A 19,030-nucleotide genomic window follows, 5' to 3' on the forward strand; every position below is an offset into this window, starting at 1 on the left:
AACCAACATTTATCTGATTATTTTTGAGGCATTTCCTGCTTTAAAAAGCTTCTAAATCATATATTAATTTAGAGTCATTTTTTGTTTGTTGGTGCTTTTTTCTTATTTTAAACCAATGGAATAGTATTTTACTACATTGTTAAAAAAGTGAAGTTTAAAAGAAAAGCACAATTTTTATGCCTTTTTAGGTTAATTTTTGTTGCTTTTGTGTCAGGACAAAGAAAAAGTGCCCGACAGGCACTTTAACTAGAAATTATTATTTGTTTCTTTTGTTTTTAGCTCTAACTAGTCCTAGTGAGTAAATTGCAGCTCCTAAAACGATGAATGGTAATGTTGCTAGAGTTCAGATCATGTATTTTCTATTTTTGATTGCTTTAGCTTTGTTTTTGCTTGCTTCATCATTGAATTTATCGAATGCTTCTGCTTTAGCTTTAACATCATCTAAAGTTGCATTTGTTTCTGAATCGGCTTTTACTAATTCTTGTGAATCGGCTAAGTTTTGTTTGTATTCAGCTAAACTCTTAGCAGATAAGTGTTTTAGGTTGTCTTTGTCGATTTGTTTATTAGCAATAGTGTCTTTTAATTTACTCATTGCTTGATTTAAATCAGTAGCTTCTTTATTTAAATCATCAAATGATTTTTCACCTTGGTAAGCTTCATTTATTAATGCAGCTTTTTGACCCTTATTTAGATGGTTGAAGCTTAGTTTAGCAAATTTATCTCCCACTGTTTGGCCACTTAGCGCTTTTAGAAGATTTTCTAAGGCAACTTTGATTTGTTCTGGAGTAGCACTTGAGTTTTTGTAAACGTCTAATGCTTCATTTAGTTTTGATTCTAAGAACTCTGAGCGATCTTCTAATTCCATTGCAATGTTAATTGTTTCAGTTAGAACATTTTTATTAACAGCGTCTTGTAATTGCGATTGTGCTTTTGTAATTTCAGCACTAGTTGCGTTAATATCATTCAATACTAAACGAGCTCTGTTAATAGCAGGAGTTAAGTCCATTGATTTTGATTGAATTTCATTTGCTGAAACTACTAGAGTTTTAAGTTCTTCTTTTTGTGAAGAAATCATTGTGACAACTTCATTTGCTAAATTGTATAGATCATCAGCACTCGGAGCATTTTCAACTTTTTGTCCACTTACTTGTCTCAATGCTTTATCTAGATTTGTGTTAACCTTAGTTTCTAGTTCTTTTGCTTTTGCATCAATAGCTTCATCAATGTAAGGTTTTACTGATTGCAATAATTCTACATTGGTCATGTATGCATTATTTTCAGCTTTTGTACTTAGTTTTGCTTCTAAATCTTGCAATTCTTGTACTGTTGCTGGCATTTGTGCATCTAGATTGTGTTCTGAGTCTGAAGCATGTTTGTATTGATCCAAAACATTGTTTACTTCGTTTAAAGCAGTTTGTAAATCGTTTGATTTTTTAGCAATTGTTTGTACTTGATCAACTGCTAGTTGTAGTAGAGCAGCTTGTGCTTGATTTTCAAGTGCGCTAGTTCACTTGCTTATTGTTTCATTTGTTAGTTCATCGCTAGAATTTAGAACTAATTTGTCTCCACTGATTGAATCGATACCTTTTGAAGCATTAAATACACTGTCAACACTTGGATTTGGAACAACAATGTTATTTTTGTAGTTGTTTCATTTGCTGATGTAGTCTAGCAAGTTAATTGCATTTTGCAATTGGTTATATGTTGTTTGATAGTCATCTGTGTAACCATTTGCATAAGCATTGAAGTCACTTTCTAGTTTAGGTAAAGCAGTAGGTAGATAGTCTTCATATCCTTGCAATTGTGTTAATAATTTTGCCATTCTTGCAATATTTGTTTGTCTTTGTAAATCATTTGCTTTAGCAACGATTTCACTAGTAATTTGATTGTTTGTGATTGCTTGTTGAATATCCTGGATTGCTTGTTGTTGTTCTTGAGTAGGGTTTTCAATGTATTTCTTAGCATTATCAACAATAGTTTGTAGTTCTGAAGCTAAATTGGTTTGTTCTTCTTTTCCATCTAGAAGATTATTTAGTTTTTGTGCTTCGTAGTTGTATCAAGCAGCACTTAGAGTTTGTTCGTTATTGTAGATCGCTTCAGCTAGAGTTAATTCTTTAGCAACACTGTCTTTCTTAGCTTGTTCTTCATCATTTTTAGCGTCTACTGATAGATATAGTTTTGCTTTATTAATAGCTTTTTGTAAGTCTTCAGCAAGCATTGCTTTATCTAAATTTTTTAATGCTTCGCTAACGTGTGTTGCTTTTGTTGGAACTTCATATAGATATAGAGTGGCTAAATCAATTTGAAGTTGTAATTTAGGAGTTGGGTTAGCGATTTCATTTGCTTTAGTTACTAAATTACGTAACAATTCTTTGTCAACAACTAAATTCAAGTTGTCAGCTGCTTTATTTCAATCATTAATTACTTGCGAGCTTTGCAATACATTTTGTGCTCTTTGAATATCTCTTGCTAAATCTTTAGTAATTTGTGATTGAGCATGCTGTGCTTTTTCGATTGCGGTTTTTAGTTTGTTTTGACGTAATTCTTGCACTAATGTTTTGTGTGCTTCTTGTAATGCTGTTGTGTTAGATTCAGCATTTTGTAATGCGTTTTGTGCTTCTGTAACAGCTTTTCTTAAGTTTGATGATTGTGCGCTTAATTGGTTTGCAACAGTAACATTGTTTGTCATTTTTGAACGTAGAATTGCTTTTTCAAGATCACTGATTTGAGTATTAACTTCTTCACTTGTTGCATCATTAGATAATTCTTTAGCACTTTGTAATTGTTTGCTTAGTTCATCAGTTTTGTTTGCTAATGGATCTGCTTCGCTGATTAAACTTTGAAGTTGTTCCATTGCCTCAGATTTTGCTTCTAGTTCTGCATTGTAAGCTGATAGTAATTCTTCAGAAGCAACTGTGTAATCATTTTGAGTAAGTGCTTTGTTTTCGTATGTTGTTTGTGCTTTTTTATTTTCAGCATCTAAAGCAGTAGCTAGTTTTGGTAAAGTAGCAACTTTTTGTAATACTAATGCCAATCTATTCGAAGCAATTGCATATTTTAATTCAGTTGTTTGGTTTTCAACTTTTGTATCGTTAGCAGCAAAATCTTGATTGTTTAGAATCGCTTCTTTTTGGCTGTTTACTAATTGTGTACTTGCATCAATTGCAGTTTGTAAAGCACCTGAGATTACTAAGATGTTGGCTTGTGAAACTGAGTTTGCTAATTCATTAACTAATAGAGCTGATTTGATTTGGTTTGCTAATGTTTGCACTTCCTCAACACTTGGTTGGTTTGGATTTGCAACATATTCATTAGCTTTGGTAACTAATGAGTTGAATAAATCAGTCAATGTTGAGTTAATTGCTTGAGATTTTAGTTCTTGGTTATAAGCATCAAGTTGAATTTGTAAATCGTTTAATTTTAGGCTTGGTGCTGCATCATTAATCGCCTCATATAAAGCACGAGTAATTAATAAATCAGAACTTGAGTTTAGGCTTTTTGCCATTGCATAGTAAGGAATTGAGTATAGTAATTCACTTGCTTTTGTTTGTCAAGTTTTTAGTTCTGAAGAAGCAGGACTAATTTTTTCAACTTGGTCTAAACTTTTGTCTAAAACATTAACTTTATTATCTTCTAGGTAGTATTTTGTATATGCAAGAGCTTTAGTTAAATCAGAAACTGAAGCGTTTTTGTCATTAACAATTGCTTGTGCACGGTCTTTTAATGAAGTAGGTGTTTTGTGAATTCAAGCATTGTGTTCTTGTCCGTCTTTGATTATGTTGTTTACTTCATTTCTTAGTAGTGCTTTTTGTAAATTATTATATTGAGTTGCGATTTCTTCAATTGTAGCATCTTGTTTTGTTAATAATTGTTGAGCATTTTGTAGTTCGGTATTTAATTTATCACTCTTAGCATCCTGGCTAGCATTAATTTCATTTACTAATTTGGTTAAATCACTTGCTGAATGTTTGTAAATTAAAGTGTTGAAGTAGTTGATTGTAACAGCCTTTTTGTCTTTTAATAAATTATTTTCTTTTAAGAAGTTTGTGTAGGCTGTTAGCAATTCTTTTGCTTTTGACAAGAAATCTTGTGTTTTGGTTGAGTCTTCTAAAACATTATTTAGGAGTTGTTTTGCTTCATTATTTAAGCTTGTTACGTTTTCAGGAAGACTATTTTCTTCTTTATCAATTGTATCTGAAAGTTGTTGTAGTTCTTGAGTAGCTAAAACTTTGAAAATGTCGTCAGTAGCTTTTTGAATTTGAGCTGCTTTTTGACTATCTTCTAACATTTCTGAATTGAATGTTGTTAGTAAGTTTTTAGCATTTTGTTTAACTTCGTCTAAGTGGTTTAGTCCGTAAGCAGTTGAAGCTGCTTTTAAAGCAGTTTGTAATTTAGCTTTGAGTACAGCTAATTTTACATTAGTTGTTAATTGATCATAATATTGAATTGCTTCACGCGAAGGAGCAGTGTATCTTTTTACATTTTCTAAGAATAGTTCGTATTGTTCATTGTATGCAAAGTCAATAACTGATTTTAGATCTGAATTAGCATAGTAATTTTGGTCGTTATTTTCAATTACTCAGATACTTGCTAGATTAATAGCGTTTACTAAGTTAGTTCTGCTTATTTGCAATTCAAGTGCTAGCGCTTGTTGGCTGTAGTTTTGTCCATCTTTTGCTAAAAGTGCTTGTGAAGTAGCAATTTCTTGTACTAGTAGTGGGTTTTTATTTTCTATTGCTAGTGCTTTATCTAAAGCTAGATTTAAACTGTTTTTAGCAGTTGCTGTTTGGATTTGGCTAATGATGTTGTTTAGATTTTCAACACTTTCATCAGTACTATTAGCAGCTGAAGCCATAACTTGTGAAAGTTGTGAGCTTAGTCCTTTATCTAAAGTGGCTTGATTGTTAGCATTAGTAATTGCTTGTTGTAATTTAATTTTGATTACTACTTGTTCAATTGCTTGAGTTGCTTTTTCAAAGTCACTTGCTTCATAACTATTGCTGTCGTCTAACATTTTCTTAGCTTCATCTAAAACTAATTTAGCAGCTGAATTTCATTGATATTGAACATTTGCTAAGTAAGTATCTTGTAGTTGTTTATAAGCTGAAGATCTTGATAGTGCATAGTTAGTTAAGGCATTTTGTAACATTGAAGCAATTTCAGTTGCTTTCTGATTGTCAAGGTTTGTATCTTCTAAAGCTTTGTTTGCTTGTTGTAATTCATTTTGCAATGCTTTAGCTGCCAATTGATCCTGGTTAACTCTATCAATTTCATTGCTAATAATGTCTTGGTTTTCAGCTAAAACTAAGCTTGCAATAACATCGTTTGCTAAGTTTTCATCAGTGTTAGTTAGATCAGCAAGTTTGTTTTGAGCTTCTGTTACTGCTTTGTATAGATGTAGACCAAAGTGTTCTGAGTTTTGTTTGTTTGCTAATTCTAAGTATGCTTCGTTTAGTTTAATTGCTCTTTGTAAACTTTTAGCAGCATTTTGATAATCTTCGGCTGAACGGGTTGCTCTTTGTGGATTTGCTAAGTAATCAGTAGCTTTTGTGATGTTTTGTTTTAAATTGTTTGACTTGTTAACTACATCATAAGCATCTTCTAAAACATCATATAGTGGTTGTTTTGCTTCGACATCTGTAATTCTTGCTGTAATTACAAGAATTTCTGCTTCTGTAACAGCATCTTTTTTAGCCAATTCTCTTGCAAAGTACAATTCTCTTTCTAGATATGGGTTTGTTTTGTCATGACTTGCATGGATTAGAACATATAAAGCATTTTTAACTAGTGCACTGTCAATTTTAGCAATAGCATCTGAAACCATTTTTGGACTGATTTCACTATCATCAACTTCGATAACTTGGCTTGCTTCATTAATAGCTTCTTTAGTTTCTGCTTGTAAATCAGCAACTTGATTTGCCTCGTAAACTTTTTGTACTAAAGCATCTTTAGCAATAGCAACAAATAGACTGAAGTAAGCATTTTGATAGTCTTCAGGACTTTGATTTTCTTTGTTAGCAACTTCATTTGCTTCAGTGATTTTAGCAGTTAAAAATTCTTTAGACTTGTCACTATTAACAGTATCTTGAGCAACTGAAATTAAGTTTAATAGTCTTTGTTTTGATTTATCGACTTGTGAGTTGTATGTATTTAATGTGTTTAATGCTTCTTGACCTCAAGCTCTTCATTGACTTAGAACTCTTGTTTGCTCGTTTAGTCTTTGTTTTGCAAAACCTAATGCTTCTTCAAGAGTAGTGTTTCTAGTTTGAACTTTTTCAATTGATTCTACAACGTATAGTAATAGGTTCTTTTCACTTAAAAGTACTAAATCCTGGTCTGCTTTTTCGATTTCTTGAACTGAATTTGAAGATGAAAGTAGTTGTTCTAGATTTGCTAATCCTTGACTTACTTGGTTTGAAACTGGATCTTGAGATAGATTAGTTTGTTTAACTACTAATTCAATATCTTGTTTTGCTCCATAAACAGCATTTGCTAGATTTAGTTGGTCAGCTTTTTGGTTAAGTTGTTCTTCAGTAGCTCCTTCTTGGCTTAATGCTTCTTTTGCTTCAGTAATATTTTGTTTAAATGTTTCTAAAGCGGTAGAAAGTTTTGCTTTAACGTCACTATTTTCTTCTAAAGCATCAACTTTTTGATCTGCTAATTTTGCACTTGCTTCTGCTTTTTCAACTGCTAATTCTAAGTTGTTTTTGTTGTATGCCTGTTCGAAATTAGTTAAAACTTGGTCAACTGCACCTTCAGTTTTGTAAACATCATTTAAATTTTGAAGAGTTGCTTGAACGCTAGCTACTGCTTGTGAAAGTGAAGCACTTTGATTTTCTACTTTGCTTGCTTTATCTAATGCTTGTTGTAGTTTTGTTTCATAGAATACTTTTGTTAATTCGTCAACTGCAACTTTTAAATCGTTACCACTTATTGTTTGGCTTGCTACTTTTTCAACATAAGGTTTTAAGAATTCTTCTTTTTCGCTTGTTAGTGATCTAATATTGTCAATTTGTTTTTGTAATTCTTGTTTTAGTGAATTTAAATATGACTGTGAAAATTCAGTTGCTTCTTTAACAATTGAATTTAATGTTTCTTGATTTGCATCATATGTTAAAAGAGTGTTGGTAGCAACTTGTTGAACTTTTTGTAAGTATTCATCTTTTTTACTTTGTTCTAGATCTAAAGCATTAATATCATTTTTGGCTTTTTGTTTATCTCCATCTAAAGTAGCAAATGCTTTCACAACAGCGCTAGTTTTAGCTGATAATTTGTCAACTTCAGAATTTACTTGTTCGATTGATTGACTTGGATAACTACGTGCATTGAAAGTTTGATCTGCAGTTGCTAAAGAACCTAATTGACTCAATAAACCATTGAATGCTGAGTACTTATCTTGAGTTGAAGAGTCACGTAATGTTTTGTATTTATCTTCACTACGAGCTTTTGCATAGTCTTGATATGCTTGATTAGCATTGTCTAAAGCAGTAATGTAAAGTTTTGCAGTTTCTAGACTTGAATTTAAAGTTTCTAAGTTTTGAGCATTTGCTAAAACTAAGTTTAAAAATCCTTTAATATCATCTGACAAGTCTGAGTTTTTAACAACTTCAAGAGCTGATTTTAAAGTGCTTAGACCATCTAAGGCTAATGATGCTGATTGATAATTGTTTTGAGCTTTTGATACAAGTTGTTGGTTTGCATCATTGTTAGAATATGAAACATTCCCTTGATCGTCAGTATTAAATTCTGGTGCTAAAGTTTGTAATGATTGCTTGATTTCACTTGTTTTTGCACTGAATGATGTTTTAGCATTTTCACTAGCAAATTTTTTGTTTAATGCTTCTAATAATTTAACATCTGCACTACCATCAAAAATTGCACTAACTTCTGAATTGCTTTTAATGTTTGTTTGTGTAGTTGTAGCATCATCAATTTTGTTAATTAATTGTTGTGCTTCGTTTGCTAGTGAAGCATAAGCGTTAACGGCGTCAAATCATTTTTTTCCACCGTTTGTGAAATTTTCAACTTTGTCTTCACGAATTTTAGCTGCAAATGTCTCTTCTTTATCTCCTAATCCTGCATTAGGTAAATAATCAAGAACACGTTGTCTTGCCGCTTCTAAAGTTGCATTGTCTTCTGAAGTTGTTGCAGACAACATTGCTCCTGATAGGGCAATTGTTGAAACAACAGCAGAGCTACTCAATAAAACTTTTTTGCTTTTACTCATTGTTTTACTCCTAAATAAATTAATGTTTTGTAAACATAAATAAAAATGTAATTTTTAATATCTTTAATTATACATTACTTACAGCCTTTAAATGCTTCGAAATTTGACTATTTAGCCACTAAAAACAAAACAATTACAATTTTGAAAACAATTCATTTTTTTTCAGTCTTTTTAATTTTTTGTTGCACTATCAAACAGCTTTAATATTTTTAAAAAAGTGGTTTTTTGCGTAAAAAAACACTGAAAAAACTACTTTTTGTTTTTTTATCAATATTAAGCAGGACAAAGACTGCTAAAACGATGCATTAGTTGAGTCTTTTACGTACGAAAAATTGATAATATCAATTTACATTTGTAATAAAATTAGGTTACAAATATGTATAAATAATTTTTAAAAAGAAAGGAAACTAACTATGAAAATTTTAGTAGTTGGAGCAAACCACGCTGGAACATCATTTTTAAGAACTTTAAAAACTGTTAATCCTGATGCTCATGTAGTTGCTTATGACCGTAACAATAACACATCATTTTTAGGATGTGGAATCGCAATCTGAGTTGGGGGAGAATTTACTGATCCTGCTGGATTATTCTACTCATCACCAGATATTCTAAGAAATGAGTACGGAGTTGATCTAAAAATCAACCATGAAGTAATTAAAATTGATCGTGCAAATAAAAAAGTAGTTGTTAAAAATGTTTTAACTGGTGAAGAATTCGAAGATAGTTATGACAAACTAGTTTTTGCTGGAGGAACATGACCAATCGAACCTCCATTCCCAGGACGTCAATACAAAAACATTTTACTTTCAAAACTATTCCAACACGCTGAAGAAATCGTTGAAAAAGCTAACGATGAAAAAATTAAAGATGTTGTTGTTGTAGGAGCAGGATACATTGGAGTTGAATTAGTAGAAGCATTCCACCAAAAAGGTAAAAATGTAACTCTAATTGACCTACAAGACAGAGTAACACCTAACTACTTTGATAAAGAATTTACAGATGTAATGGAAAACAACATGAAAGCTTCTGGAGTTAAATTACATCTTGGTGAATCAGTTAAAGAATTCAAATCAAAAGATGGAGAACACGTTTCAAGTGTTGTTACTGACAAAGGTGAATACAAAGCTGATTTAGTAATTCTATGTATCGGATTTAAACCACGTACAGATGCTATTGACGGAGTTGAAAAATTACCAAACGGAGCAATCAAAGTTGATGAATTCCAAAGATCAATTTCAGATCAAGATATTTATGCAATCGGAGATTCAGCTGCAATGCAAAACGTTGTTCTACACAACTACGCACACACAGCACTTGCAACAAACGCAGTTAAATCAGGACTAGTTGCTGCTTTACACCTAGCAGGACTAAACGTTCCATTCCCAGGAGTTGCAGGAACAAATGCTATTAACGTATTTGATTGTCACTATGCATCAACTGGACTGACAAAACAAATGGCTCTGAAACTAGGATTTAAAGAAGACGAAGTTGCTGAATCATCATGAACAGACAACGACAGACCAGAATTTATGTCAAACTATGAAAAAGTTTCATGTAAAATCGTTTACAACCCTAAAAACTTTAAACTTTTAGGAGTTCAAATTGGTTCTTGAGGTAAAGCAATCCACACTGAAGTAATTTACATGTTTGCTTTAGCACTACAAAAAGGATTAACACTTCCAGAAATCGCTCTAACAGACGTTTACTTCTTACCACACTTCAACAAACCATTCAACTTCTTCTTAGTTCCAATGCTACACGCTTTAGGTCTAAAATACAAAAAATAGTTAACATGGCTTAAAGATAGAAAAAGTCCCACCGTTTCTCCGGTTGGGACTTATTTTTTTACTATCATTTTTTTGAGATTATTGACTTCCTGATCAGTTAGAAATCTTCATTTTCCAACTCTCAAACCTTTATCGGTTAAAGTAGCAAATTTTTGACGATGTAGTGAAGTAACTTTATTATTAACTTCTAAAAACAAGTTTTTAACGTGATGGTAACGTCCTTCTTTTAAAACTACTGAATAATCATTGTTTTGAATATGAGTTACATTTTGAAGTGAACGTTTTCCTTCAATGAAAACATCTTTTGAATTAAGAAAATTAAGTTCTGAATCAGATAAAGGTTTTTGTAAGGTAGCAATATATTCACGCTCAACTTCATTGCTCGGATGCAATAAATTATTAGTTAACTCACCATCATTAGTTAACAAAATGATTCCGGACGTATCAAAATCCAGTCTTCCTACTGGGTAAATATATTCTTTAAGATTGACAATGTCTTTAACTGTTTTTCGGTTTTGCGGATCGCTAACGGAAGTAATAACGTATTTAGGTTTATTCAGTAAAACATAAACTCTTTTTTTATCAATTACTAGCTTTTTATTTTTGTAGAAAACTGCATCATATTTTGTTACTCTGTCACCTAATTTTGCCACATTGCCATTGATTTTAAACATTCCTCTTTGAATTTCTTCTTCGGCTTTTCTTCTTGACATCAACCCTGATGCTGAAATAAATTTCTGTAACTTTTCACTTTGATTATTTTGCATAGCTCCTCTTTAGATAATAATTATAGTTAAAAACTAATTTTTTTAGACTTTTCAAGTATAATTAATTTATTAATTAGTTGCCGTCATAGCTCAGGGGCAGAGCACTTCCATGGTAAGGAAGGGGTCGCTGGTTCAAATCCAGTTGACGGCACCATTTCAAGAAATTGTCCGAGGTAGCCAGAGCTACTTTTTTTGTGCTTTTTTGGCTAAAAAACAAACAAAAAACCGGCTTTTAGCCGATTCTAAATCTATCAATAATGGCAGGGGTAGCAAGACTCGAACTCACAACACACAGGGTTGAAGCCTGTTGTTCTACCATTGAACTATACCCCTAAATAAGCATGCTAAGATATTATACATTATTTAGCCTGCTTTTTATTAATTAAATCAATGATGTCCGATACTTTTTTGATTGATAAAAGCTCTTCATCACTTATAGAAATGTTTAATTTTTCTTCCAATTCAGTGACCGCTTGCACTAAATCTAGTGAATCTATACCTAAACTTTTAATTTCAGAATCACGTGAAATAGGTTTGCGGGTCATGGTTTTTAGTTCTTCAATAACAGTGTTTTCAATGTTTTTCATGTCTTTAATTATACTTCATATCCGACTGTAAATAAATACTTTCTGTTGACCTCTTGATTTTTATATTTCCATACAAAATCAAGGTGGAGTTGTTGCCTAGTAGGTTGGAAATATCCGGCTTCAACATCACCATAATTGACTGATAATTTTTTAATCACATCTTGAATAATATAAGCAATCATGTCATCAGTAATAACTGGCATACCTTTTTCAATGCGAATTAAATCATAATAATCAGAAATGGAAATATCGGGAAAAATATTTTCAGCTTGCAAGGCATTTTTGTCAATTGTTTCTTTTTTAATAACCTTAGGCTTGTTATCGGTTTCAGGACTCTTATTATCCTTAGATTCTATTTTAGGTTCATCATTATTCACTTTATCGTCAATCGGTTTTTTAGGTTTATCTTGAGTAGTTTTGAGACTAAAAGGTCAAAAATAATATAACAATGTTGCTCCAGCAGAGGCTAAAAGTAAGGAAATAAAGATAAAGATGTATTTTTTCTTAATTGAGAGCTTTCGCATTGGCATTATTTCTACTTATGTCTATTAAATTGTCTAAAGTTAGTTCATTTTGATAGATTTGGTAAAAATCAGCATTCTTTATTTTTAGCCAGTACATGTGGTTAGCAGTTGCAACATCTTTTTCAATCTTTAATTTCACCAATCCAGAACGGATATTGAGTAAAGGACGTTTGATTTCTTGTTGGTAGCCGACAACGAAAATTAACTTTTCGTCGAAAATAGAAAATGCCATCGTGTGTGACAAAATACCACTGAAATCTAAAGGTATCATATAACCAAAATCACTATTTAGATTGAATCCTGACACTGTTTTGCGTTTCTGGTAATCATAGTAAAATGGACTCAAGATTTCAATTTGACCAATCACAAATTCACCAGTTGGCAGTTGTTGTGAATTTTGAATATTTAGGCTAATATTAACGTCTTTAAAAACCTCTCCATTAACTATGAATTGTTTTACTTTGAAGTTTTTTAGTTCACCAAAATAAACTGGTCGAATTATTCTGTTACCATTCTTTATTGCTCCACTGATGTCATAAATATCTTTGTTATTAATGTTTTGAAGTAATTTTTTGGCCTTAAAATACAAATCAACATATTCAAAATCAATCATACGGCTATCATTTTCTTCTTGATAAGAACCGGGATTGATATCAAAATCTAGCATCTTTGGAAAACTAACATTATATTTTCCTGTTGTATCAGGAGCACTATTTGCTTGACTAAGATGATTGATTTCAATGTGATTTGCCCACATTAGCTTACGTTGTGAACCATTTTGTTGATAAATATCAACGTTTATATGCCTTATGTCTTGGAATTTGTAGTTTTTAATCTTGGTTTTTTTATCTAATTCTTTGCCTGAATAGAAGCTAAATTTGTTTTCGACACTTCATGAATCAAAAACTGGAAGAATATCGTTGTTAATTTGAACAACTATAAAAATTTGCCTACCGCTTGTGTTTTGGTACTCAAAATCAAAGTGTAATATATCGCTTGGTAATTCACGGTTAAGACGAATTTTTAGTTTGTTATGATCAGATAAATCTTGGCTCAATTTTTCGCTTTTAATCTTAATTAAAAAATGTTTGGCAATCAAACTATCTAAAAATTCGCGTTGCTGATAATTTTGATTATAGGTTACTGTGTCCAAAATACCTTCAAGATGAATTTATAACCGATTTGATACGACGATAATATGTACTCTTTGAAAAATAGTCAAGGAATCAAAATTGATCTTCATTCACTTCTCAGAACTCATTGAAAAATATTAGCCTATCAATTTCAGATAGTGTTTGGCTGAAATAATCTATTATGGCTACATACGTTTTATATCTCGTTTTCAAACTAGCTTTGTTTTTTGCACTTTCTATAAAATTACGACGATTTTTTACTATTTCATCATGGTACTTAAGTTTCAGAAAGGCACAATATTCACGAATTTGTTTGCGATGTTCTGATAGTGATAATTCACTTGAGTGTGAATTTGATTCTATTCCCCTTTTCAAATTTAATTTTAATGACTGAGTCTTTTACAACGAATATCAACTCTATTTTTATTTTATTTCACTTATTACCTTCAAATTATTAATATTTTGCGTTTTGGGAAAAAATGAGCAAAAAAGTAAGAAAAAAACACCTTGCGGTGTTAATATTTTTGATCAGCTTGATATGGTGGCTCCGGCAGGAATCGAACCAGCGACACACGGAGCTTCAGTCCGTTGCTCTACCAACTGAGCTACAGAGCCATAATGGCGGTCCAGACGGGAATCGAACCCGCGATCTTCTCCGTGACAGGGAGACGTATTAACCACTTTACCACTGGACCGTATTTGGTTGCGGAGGCAGGACTTGAACCTGCGACCTTTGGGTTATGAGCCCAACGAGCTGCCGACTGCTCCACTCCGCTATATGAGGAATTTACATTGGGCTTTGGCCTTCTGTAAATATATGGCGGGCAATGAGGGATTTGAACCCCCGCGGGCCGTGAAGCCCCTGGCAGTTTTCAAGACTGCTCCCTTCAGCCTCTTGGGTAATTGCCCATTGGTGGACCCAGCAGGACTCGAACCTGCGACCGACCGGTTATGAGCCGGTTGCTCTAACCAATTGAGCTATGGGTCCAAATCCTATTGAGTATATCCGTTTGGTGGCTCCGAAGAGAGTCGAACTCTTGACCTTCCGGGTATGAACCGGACGCTCTAACCAACTGAGCTACAGAGCCATAATGGTGGAGAGGAAGGGAGTCGAACCCTCTACCTCCTGCGTGCAAGGCAGGCGCTCTAGCCAGGTGAGCTACCCCCCCATAACAAATGGTGAAGAAGACAGGATTCGAACCTGCGACCGCTTGAGCCCAAGTCAAGTGCTCTACCAAGCTGAGCTACTTCTCCACAACATTGCTAATTACTTCATTTAATAATTGCTATATTATTATACACAATTTTAAATTTTTTGTAATTTATTTTTATGAATTTTTTGACCTAATCTTCATTATTTCAGGTAAATTCATAACCTTCAATCCGAACAGTATCACCTTCATTGATACCCATTCGCATTAATTCTTCTCAAACCCCTAAATTTTTAAGTTTGCTATTAAATCTTAACAAATTATCGTGTGAATTTAACGGAATTCTTTGATAAATTTCAACAACCTTGTCACCTGTTACTTCAAAGTGGTCAATGTTAATTCTTCTTACTTTGAAATTATCTTCCGGTAATGTTATTGTGACTTCTTTTTGTTTAGTTTCTGCAAAAATTAGATCTTCTGCTTCTTTAATTGCATTTCATAGACTGTTTTTTATCTCATCCAATGATTTTTTCTCATCTAAAAAGGTATGTTTGATAATCTTTAAATCTGGATATTTTTGTTTAAATTGTTGATATTTAGCATCAAAATCTTCTAAGTCACTTTTGTTTGCAATCACTATTTGAGTTCTTTTTTCAAGTTGAAGGTTGTACTTGCTTAACTCATTATTAATTTCTTCATAGTCCTTGATTGGATCTTTAGTAGCACTACCAAAATCAATAACATGGCAAAGTACTCGGCATCTTTCAATGTGTTTTAAAAACTGATGTCCCAATCCTTTTCCTTCACTTGCACCTTTAATTAGTCCAGGTAAATCGGTGATTACAAAGCTATTTTCATGATATTTAACTAATCCCAATTGCGGCACTAAGGTAGTAAAATCGTAGTCGGCAATTTTTGGACGAGCATTAGAAAGGGAAGAAAGTAATGTACTTTTCCCTGCACTAGGTTTTCCAATTAATCCGACATCAGCTAAAACTTTAAGACTTAAATATAATTCAATGTTTTTAGTTTCTTCACCGTTTTCCGATAGCCGTGGAGCAGTGTTAGAAGAAGTTTTGAACTTAACATTCCCTCTTCCACCTCTTCCACCTTTAGCAATTAAATAAGGTTTTTGTTCAACAATATCAGCAATTAATTCTTTTTTGTGAAAAACTAATGTTCCTAATGGTACTTTTACATAAGTATCTTTTCCATTTCGTCCGTAAGCGTTTTTGCGTTTACCATTTTCACCATCTTCAGCAGTGATTTTGTTTTGGTAGTGAAAATTTAGAAGAGTATTAACTCCGGCATCACCAATAAAATAAATGTCTCCACCCTTACCGCCATCACCACCATCAGGACCTCCACGATCAACATGGGCTTCACGACGAAAGCTGATTAGTCCATTTCCACCTTTTCCGGCTTTTACAATAATTTTTGCATCATCTATAAATTTCATAATAAAAATAATACCATAAATTCGATTTTAACCCTTTAAGGCAAAAGAAAAAATCACCGAAGTGATTTCTCTTACTTGTAATCTTCTGGACGGCTTAAAACTTTGTGTGAATCTGCAGTTACTAAAATTGTATCTTCAATTCTAGCCCCACCTAAACCTTCAATGTAAATTCCTGGTTCAACAGTGATGATCATTCCTTCTTCAAGAACAAAATCACTCAAAGCACTTACATTTGGTAATTCGTGCACATTAATTCCAACTCCGTGTCCTGTTGAGTGAGTGAAATATTCACCATATCCTTTTTGTTCAATGTAGTCACGGCAAATTTTGTCAATATCTTTGGTTTTCATTCCTGGTTTAACGGCTTCACGACCCAGTCTTTGTGCTTCAACAACAACATCTAAAACTTCTTTTAATTTTTCATCGCTAGCATTTCCAAAGAAGAATGTTCTTGTAATATCGCTTGCATAACCTGCATATTGAGCTCCAAAGTCGATTTTAACAATGTCACCACTTTTTAGAGTAGCTTCAGTTGGGTGATGGTGTGGTTCAGCTGCATTTTTACCAAAAGCAACGATTGATTCAAAGCTTTCTTTTTCAGCTCCAAATAAACGCATTAAGTAGTCTAATTTGTTAGCGATTTCTCTTTCAGAAACTCCAACTTTTAGGTATTTTTTAACTTCGTATAAAGCTTCTAAAGAAATTCTACATGCTTCTTCAATGATTGAAACTTCACGACTATCTTTTTTAATCCGGTATTGTTGTCCAACAACTTCATGGAAATTAGCTGTTGGCATCATTGCTTTAAAACGATTGAACATATCTAATTTTAGATAGTCTTTTTCAACTCCAACGTTTTGGTAATTTTTTTGGCTTAAAAATTCTTTTAATGAATTTGCTTGTAATAATCTAACTTCGACATTACGAGCTTTTGATTGACAATATTCAATGTAACGTCCATCAACAAATAGGTAAGCATTATTTCTTTCAATAACTAAAACACCATCTGTTGTTTGTACTTCTGCCATTCATAGTCTTGTTTCAGGCGCTTCTGAAATAATGGCATCTAATTTTAGGTTATCAAAGGTTTTTAATAATTCGTTTTTTAGCATTTTGCGTCCTTTTTTTTACTTACTAATTATTTTTTTTCTTTGTGAGTTGTGTGTGAGTTACATTTGTGGCAGTGTTTTTTAACTTCCATTTTTTCTGGATGTAACTTTTTGTTCTTTTTGGTAATGTAATTTTCCATTTTACATTCTTCACATCTTAAAGTGATTCCATCTCTTGGCATTTTTACTCCTTTACTAAAATATCGATATTTGGTAATTGAAATATTTAATATTATAACCTAATAAGGTATTTTGATAGTGCTATTTTTTATTTAGAAGCATACTAATTTCTTCATCATAAATTGGTTTATTGTCAACTCACGGTGTTTCAAGAATAATTGGAATGTTGTCAAAATCTGGGTCAAAAACAAATTTTTGCAGTGTTTGTAGTCCAATGTATCCTTTGTCGATGTTAGCATGGCGATCTTTGTGGGAATTCAAATCATTTAGACTGTCATTTAGATGGATTACTTTGATATGTTGTAACAAATCTCAGTCTTTTAATTGTTTTTTGAAATCATCATAATTTTTAATATCATAACCAGCATCTCAAATGTGGCAAGTATCTAAACACATTTGGATCCTTGACTCATTCAATGTTTTGATAACATATTTCATTTCTTCAAAATTAATAAAGACTTCAGTTCCTTTACCTGACATTGTTTCTAAACATATAACAACATCTTTAGTTAGTGACAAGATTTTCTTTAATGACTCAATTAAGCATTCCAAAGATTCTTGACGAGTAAATGTTGTTGACGCTCCTGGGTGTAAAACTAAGTATTTAGCACCAATATAATTCATCCGATTAATCTCTTGAACTAGAAAATTAATTCCAAATAAAGCTTTTTCGGGATTTGAAATATTGACAATGTAAGGCGCGTGAACTACGATGTCTTCAGCTTTAATTTGTGATGAATATTTTTCTTGGTATTTTTTTAGATTGTATAGCTGTACATCGACTCTTTTTGTAGTTTGTGGTGCACCTAAATAAATCATCATGGTGTTTGCTTTATTAGCAATTGATTCTTCACAAGCAGAAACTAAATAATCTGGCGATTTAAAGGAAATATGGCTACCTAATTTAATCATTGCTTGTCTCCTTTTGTGTGTTGGATTCAGTGTTATGTGAGTCTTTTTCAGTGTTATTTGATTCTTTTGTGTAATATTGTTGCATATTTGACAAGAATGCTCCTGCTACAATTCCAGAAGGAATAGCAATGATTGCAACTCCTAGTAAAGCAACAACAATCACTATTGCTCGAGACTCAAAAGCGTGAGGCGCAAAATCTCCGTACCCAATTGTTGTTAAAGTGATAGTCATAAAATAGAATGCATCATAAAATGTTTGAATTACTCCATTTCCTAAGGCTTGGAAATCATCATTTTGACTAATTTTTTCATACCAAAGTGACATATAGGTCAAGATATCATTTTTAGTTTTTAAGCTGTTTATGAATGTGTCAATGTTACTGTTGAATCAAGTGGAAACAATTGATTGCAACGTTTCTGGACTGGAGTTATTTCTTACTACTGTTAAAGGTGCTTCAGTATATAGTTTACGAATTTCAGGAAGCAAGAATTCGTATTGCTTTTGACTCAAATAAGCAGATTCATTATTTCAGACAACTAGTGAAAATATCAAAATTAAAATGATTATCATCACAAAAGCAACAATCAAAATTCTCTTTTGTTTTTGAAAAACATTCAAAATAATTCCAAAGGGTGAAAATAAAGAAAGAATAAAAAACAATCTCACAAATCTTGCGACATTCAGTGAACGGAAGAAATTAAAACCTTTTATTGATTCAGTATCGGCTCCAAAATATTGCACAACGTGTACTGAACCTAGAATGCAAATCAATAAAATTATTCCTAAAAATGTTATAGCAAAACCATATTTAGCTTTTCATAAATTAGCACCTATCATCGACTTGCGGTAACGATAAGTGATAAAGTGTAAAACAAAGTCAATAATAAAAACAAAAAAAGTAAATATTTGCGAAAACTTGACAATTTCTAAATATGTATTGCGAAAACTTGGTGACGGATTAATCAATGATAAGGCCGATACCAAACAAGAAAAGCTAATTAAAAGTGCGTAAATGAAGCGTAATATCCTAATTCTCGTCTTGTACTCACTCAAGTGAGTAGCGATTTTAGCTTCACTTCACACAATAATTCTTAAACATTCAGTCAAAAATGTGATTCTAGGCTGATTAGTTTTGTGCATTTTAGTGTTAATATTGGTTGCTAAATTCATACAAAAATAATACTACAAATGAA

General features: G+C 32.3%; 12 protein-coding genes and 10 tRNA genes. 2 read left to right on the forward strand and 20 right to left on the reverse strand.

Annotation, left to right across the window (positions count from 1 at the left end):
* Positions 1 to 256: 256 nt before the first annotated feature.
* Positions 257 to 8,227, reverse strand: coding sequence for a hypothetical protein (locus ACWXVT_RS02285; RefSeq protein ID WP_455967926.1), 7,971 nt, complete (start codon positions 8,225 to 8,227; stop codon positions 257 to 259).
* 413 nt (positions 8,228 to 8,640) lie between these two features.
* Between ACWXVT_RS02285 and ACWXVT_RS02290 the strand changes: the two genes are divergently transcribed.
* On the forward strand, positions 8,641 to 10,014 hold the full coding sequence (locus ACWXVT_RS02290; protein WP_438341743.1) for an FAD-dependent oxidoreductase: 1,374 nt from the start codon (positions 8,641 to 8,643) through the stop codon (positions 10,012 to 10,014).
* A 50-nt stretch (positions 10,015 to 10,064) separates the two neighbouring features.
* On the opposite strand, the gene ACWXVT_RS02295 is transcribed toward ACWXVT_RS02290, so the two are convergent.
* The gene (locus ACWXVT_RS02295; RefSeq protein WP_438341742.1) at positions 10,065 to 10,781 is read right to left on the reverse strand and encodes a pseudouridine synthase; all 717 of its coding nucleotides are present in this window, start codon (positions 10,779 to 10,781) and stop codon (positions 10,065 to 10,067) included.
* A 79-nt stretch (positions 10,782 to 10,860) separates the two neighbouring features.
* Between ACWXVT_RS02295 and ACWXVT_RS02300 the strand changes: the two genes are divergently transcribed.
* Positions 10,861 to 10,935 (forward strand) — tRNA-Thr (locus tag ACWXVT_RS02300).
* Positions 10,936 to 11,039: 104 nt separating this feature from the next.
* Here ACWXVT_RS02300 and ACWXVT_RS02305 read toward each other — a convergent pair.
* From ACWXVT_RS02305 to ACWXVT_RS02390, 18 genes are all read right to left on the reverse strand, one after another.
* Positions 11,040 to 11,114: transfer RNA gene (locus ACWXVT_RS02305), tRNA-Trp, on the reverse strand.
* A 26-nt stretch (positions 11,115 to 11,140) separates the two neighbouring features.
* Positions 11,141 to 11,368 (reverse strand): phosphopantetheine-binding protein, encoded by a 228-nt coding sequence (locus ACWXVT_RS02310; protein WP_438341741.1) that lies wholly within the window; start codon positions 11,366 to 11,368, stop codon positions 11,141 to 11,143.
* An 8-nt stretch (positions 11,369 to 11,376) separates the two neighbouring features.
* A complete protein-coding gene (locus ACWXVT_RS02315; RefSeq protein WP_455967927.1) occupies positions 11,377 to 11,892 on the reverse strand; it encodes an MHO_1590 family protein in 516 nt (171 codons plus the stop codon).
* Complete coding sequence (locus ACWXVT_RS02320) at positions 11,873 to 13,045, reverse strand: MHO_1580 family protein (protein ID WP_455967928.1); 1,173 nt, start codon at positions 13,043 to 13,045, stop codon at positions 11,873 to 11,875. The genes ACWXVT_RS02315 and ACWXVT_RS02320 overlap by 20 nt, the downstream gene beginning before the upstream one ends.
* Complete coding sequence (locus ACWXVT_RS02325; protein WP_455967929.1) at positions 13,026 to 13,400, reverse strand: MG284/MPN403 family protein; 375 nt, start codon at positions 13,398 to 13,400, stop codon at positions 13,026 to 13,028. The genes ACWXVT_RS02320 and ACWXVT_RS02325 overlap by 20 nt, the downstream gene beginning before the upstream one ends.
* Positions 13,401 to 13,564: 164 nt before the next feature.
* Positions 13,565 to 13,640, reverse strand: a tRNA-Phe gene (locus ACWXVT_RS02330).
* 4 nt (positions 13,641 to 13,644) lie between these two features.
* Positions 13,645 to 13,720 (reverse strand) — tRNA-Asp (locus ACWXVT_RS02335).
* A gap of 5 nt (positions 13,721 to 13,725) precedes the next feature.
* Positions 13,726 to 13,801: transfer RNA gene (locus ACWXVT_RS02340), tRNA-Met, on the reverse strand.
* 42 nt (positions 13,802 to 13,843) lie between these two features.
* Positions 13,844 to 13,934, reverse strand: a tRNA-Ser gene (locus ACWXVT_RS02345).
* Positions 13,935 to 13,936: 2 nt separating this feature from the next.
* Positions 13,937 to 14,013, reverse strand: a tRNA-Ile gene (locus ACWXVT_RS02350).
* A gap of 23 nt (positions 14,014 to 14,036) precedes the next feature.
* A tRNA-Met gene (locus ACWXVT_RS02355) sits at positions 14,037 to 14,113 on the reverse strand.
* A gap of 4 nt (positions 14,114 to 14,117) precedes the next feature.
* Positions 14,118 to 14,194 (reverse strand) — tRNA-Ala (locus ACWXVT_RS02360).
* Between the two features lie 8 nt (positions 14,195 to 14,202).
* A tRNA-Pro gene (locus ACWXVT_RS02365) sits at positions 14,203 to 14,279 on the reverse strand.
* 90 nt (positions 14,280 to 14,369) lie between these two features.
* Complete coding sequence (obgE, locus tag ACWXVT_RS02370) at positions 14,370 to 15,635, reverse strand: GTPase ObgE (RefSeq protein WP_455967930.1); 1,266 nt, start codon at positions 15,633 to 15,635, stop codon at positions 14,370 to 14,372.
* 71 nt (positions 15,636 to 15,706) lie between these two features.
* On the reverse strand, positions 15,707 to 16,747 hold the full coding sequence (locus ACWXVT_RS02375) for a M24 family metallopeptidase (RefSeq protein WP_438341737.1): 1,041 nt from the start codon (positions 16,745 to 16,747) through the stop codon (positions 15,707 to 15,709).
* A gap of 26 nt (positions 16,748 to 16,773) precedes the next feature.
* Positions 16,774 to 16,926, reverse strand: coding sequence for a 50S ribosomal protein L33 (gene rpmG / locus ACWXVT_RS02380; RefSeq protein ID WP_438341736.1), 153 nt, complete (start codon positions 16,924 to 16,926; stop codon positions 16,774 to 16,776).
* 79 nt (positions 16,927 to 17,005) lie between these two features.
* The gene (locus tag ACWXVT_RS02385) at positions 17,006 to 17,836 is read right to left on the reverse strand and encodes a deoxyribonuclease IV (RefSeq protein WP_438341735.1); all 831 of its coding nucleotides are present in this window, start codon (positions 17,834 to 17,836) and stop codon (positions 17,006 to 17,008) included.
* Positions 17,829 to 19,007, reverse strand: a complete 1,179-nt coding sequence (locus ACWXVT_RS02390) for a potassium channel family protein (RefSeq protein ID WP_455967933.1) — start codon at positions 19,005 to 19,007, stop codon at positions 17,829 to 17,831. The genes ACWXVT_RS02385 and ACWXVT_RS02390 overlap by 8 nt, the downstream gene beginning before the upstream one ends.
* Positions 19,008 to 19,030: the final 23 nt, after the last annotated feature.

Source organism: Mycoplasma sp. 1573, assembly GCF_053851775.1.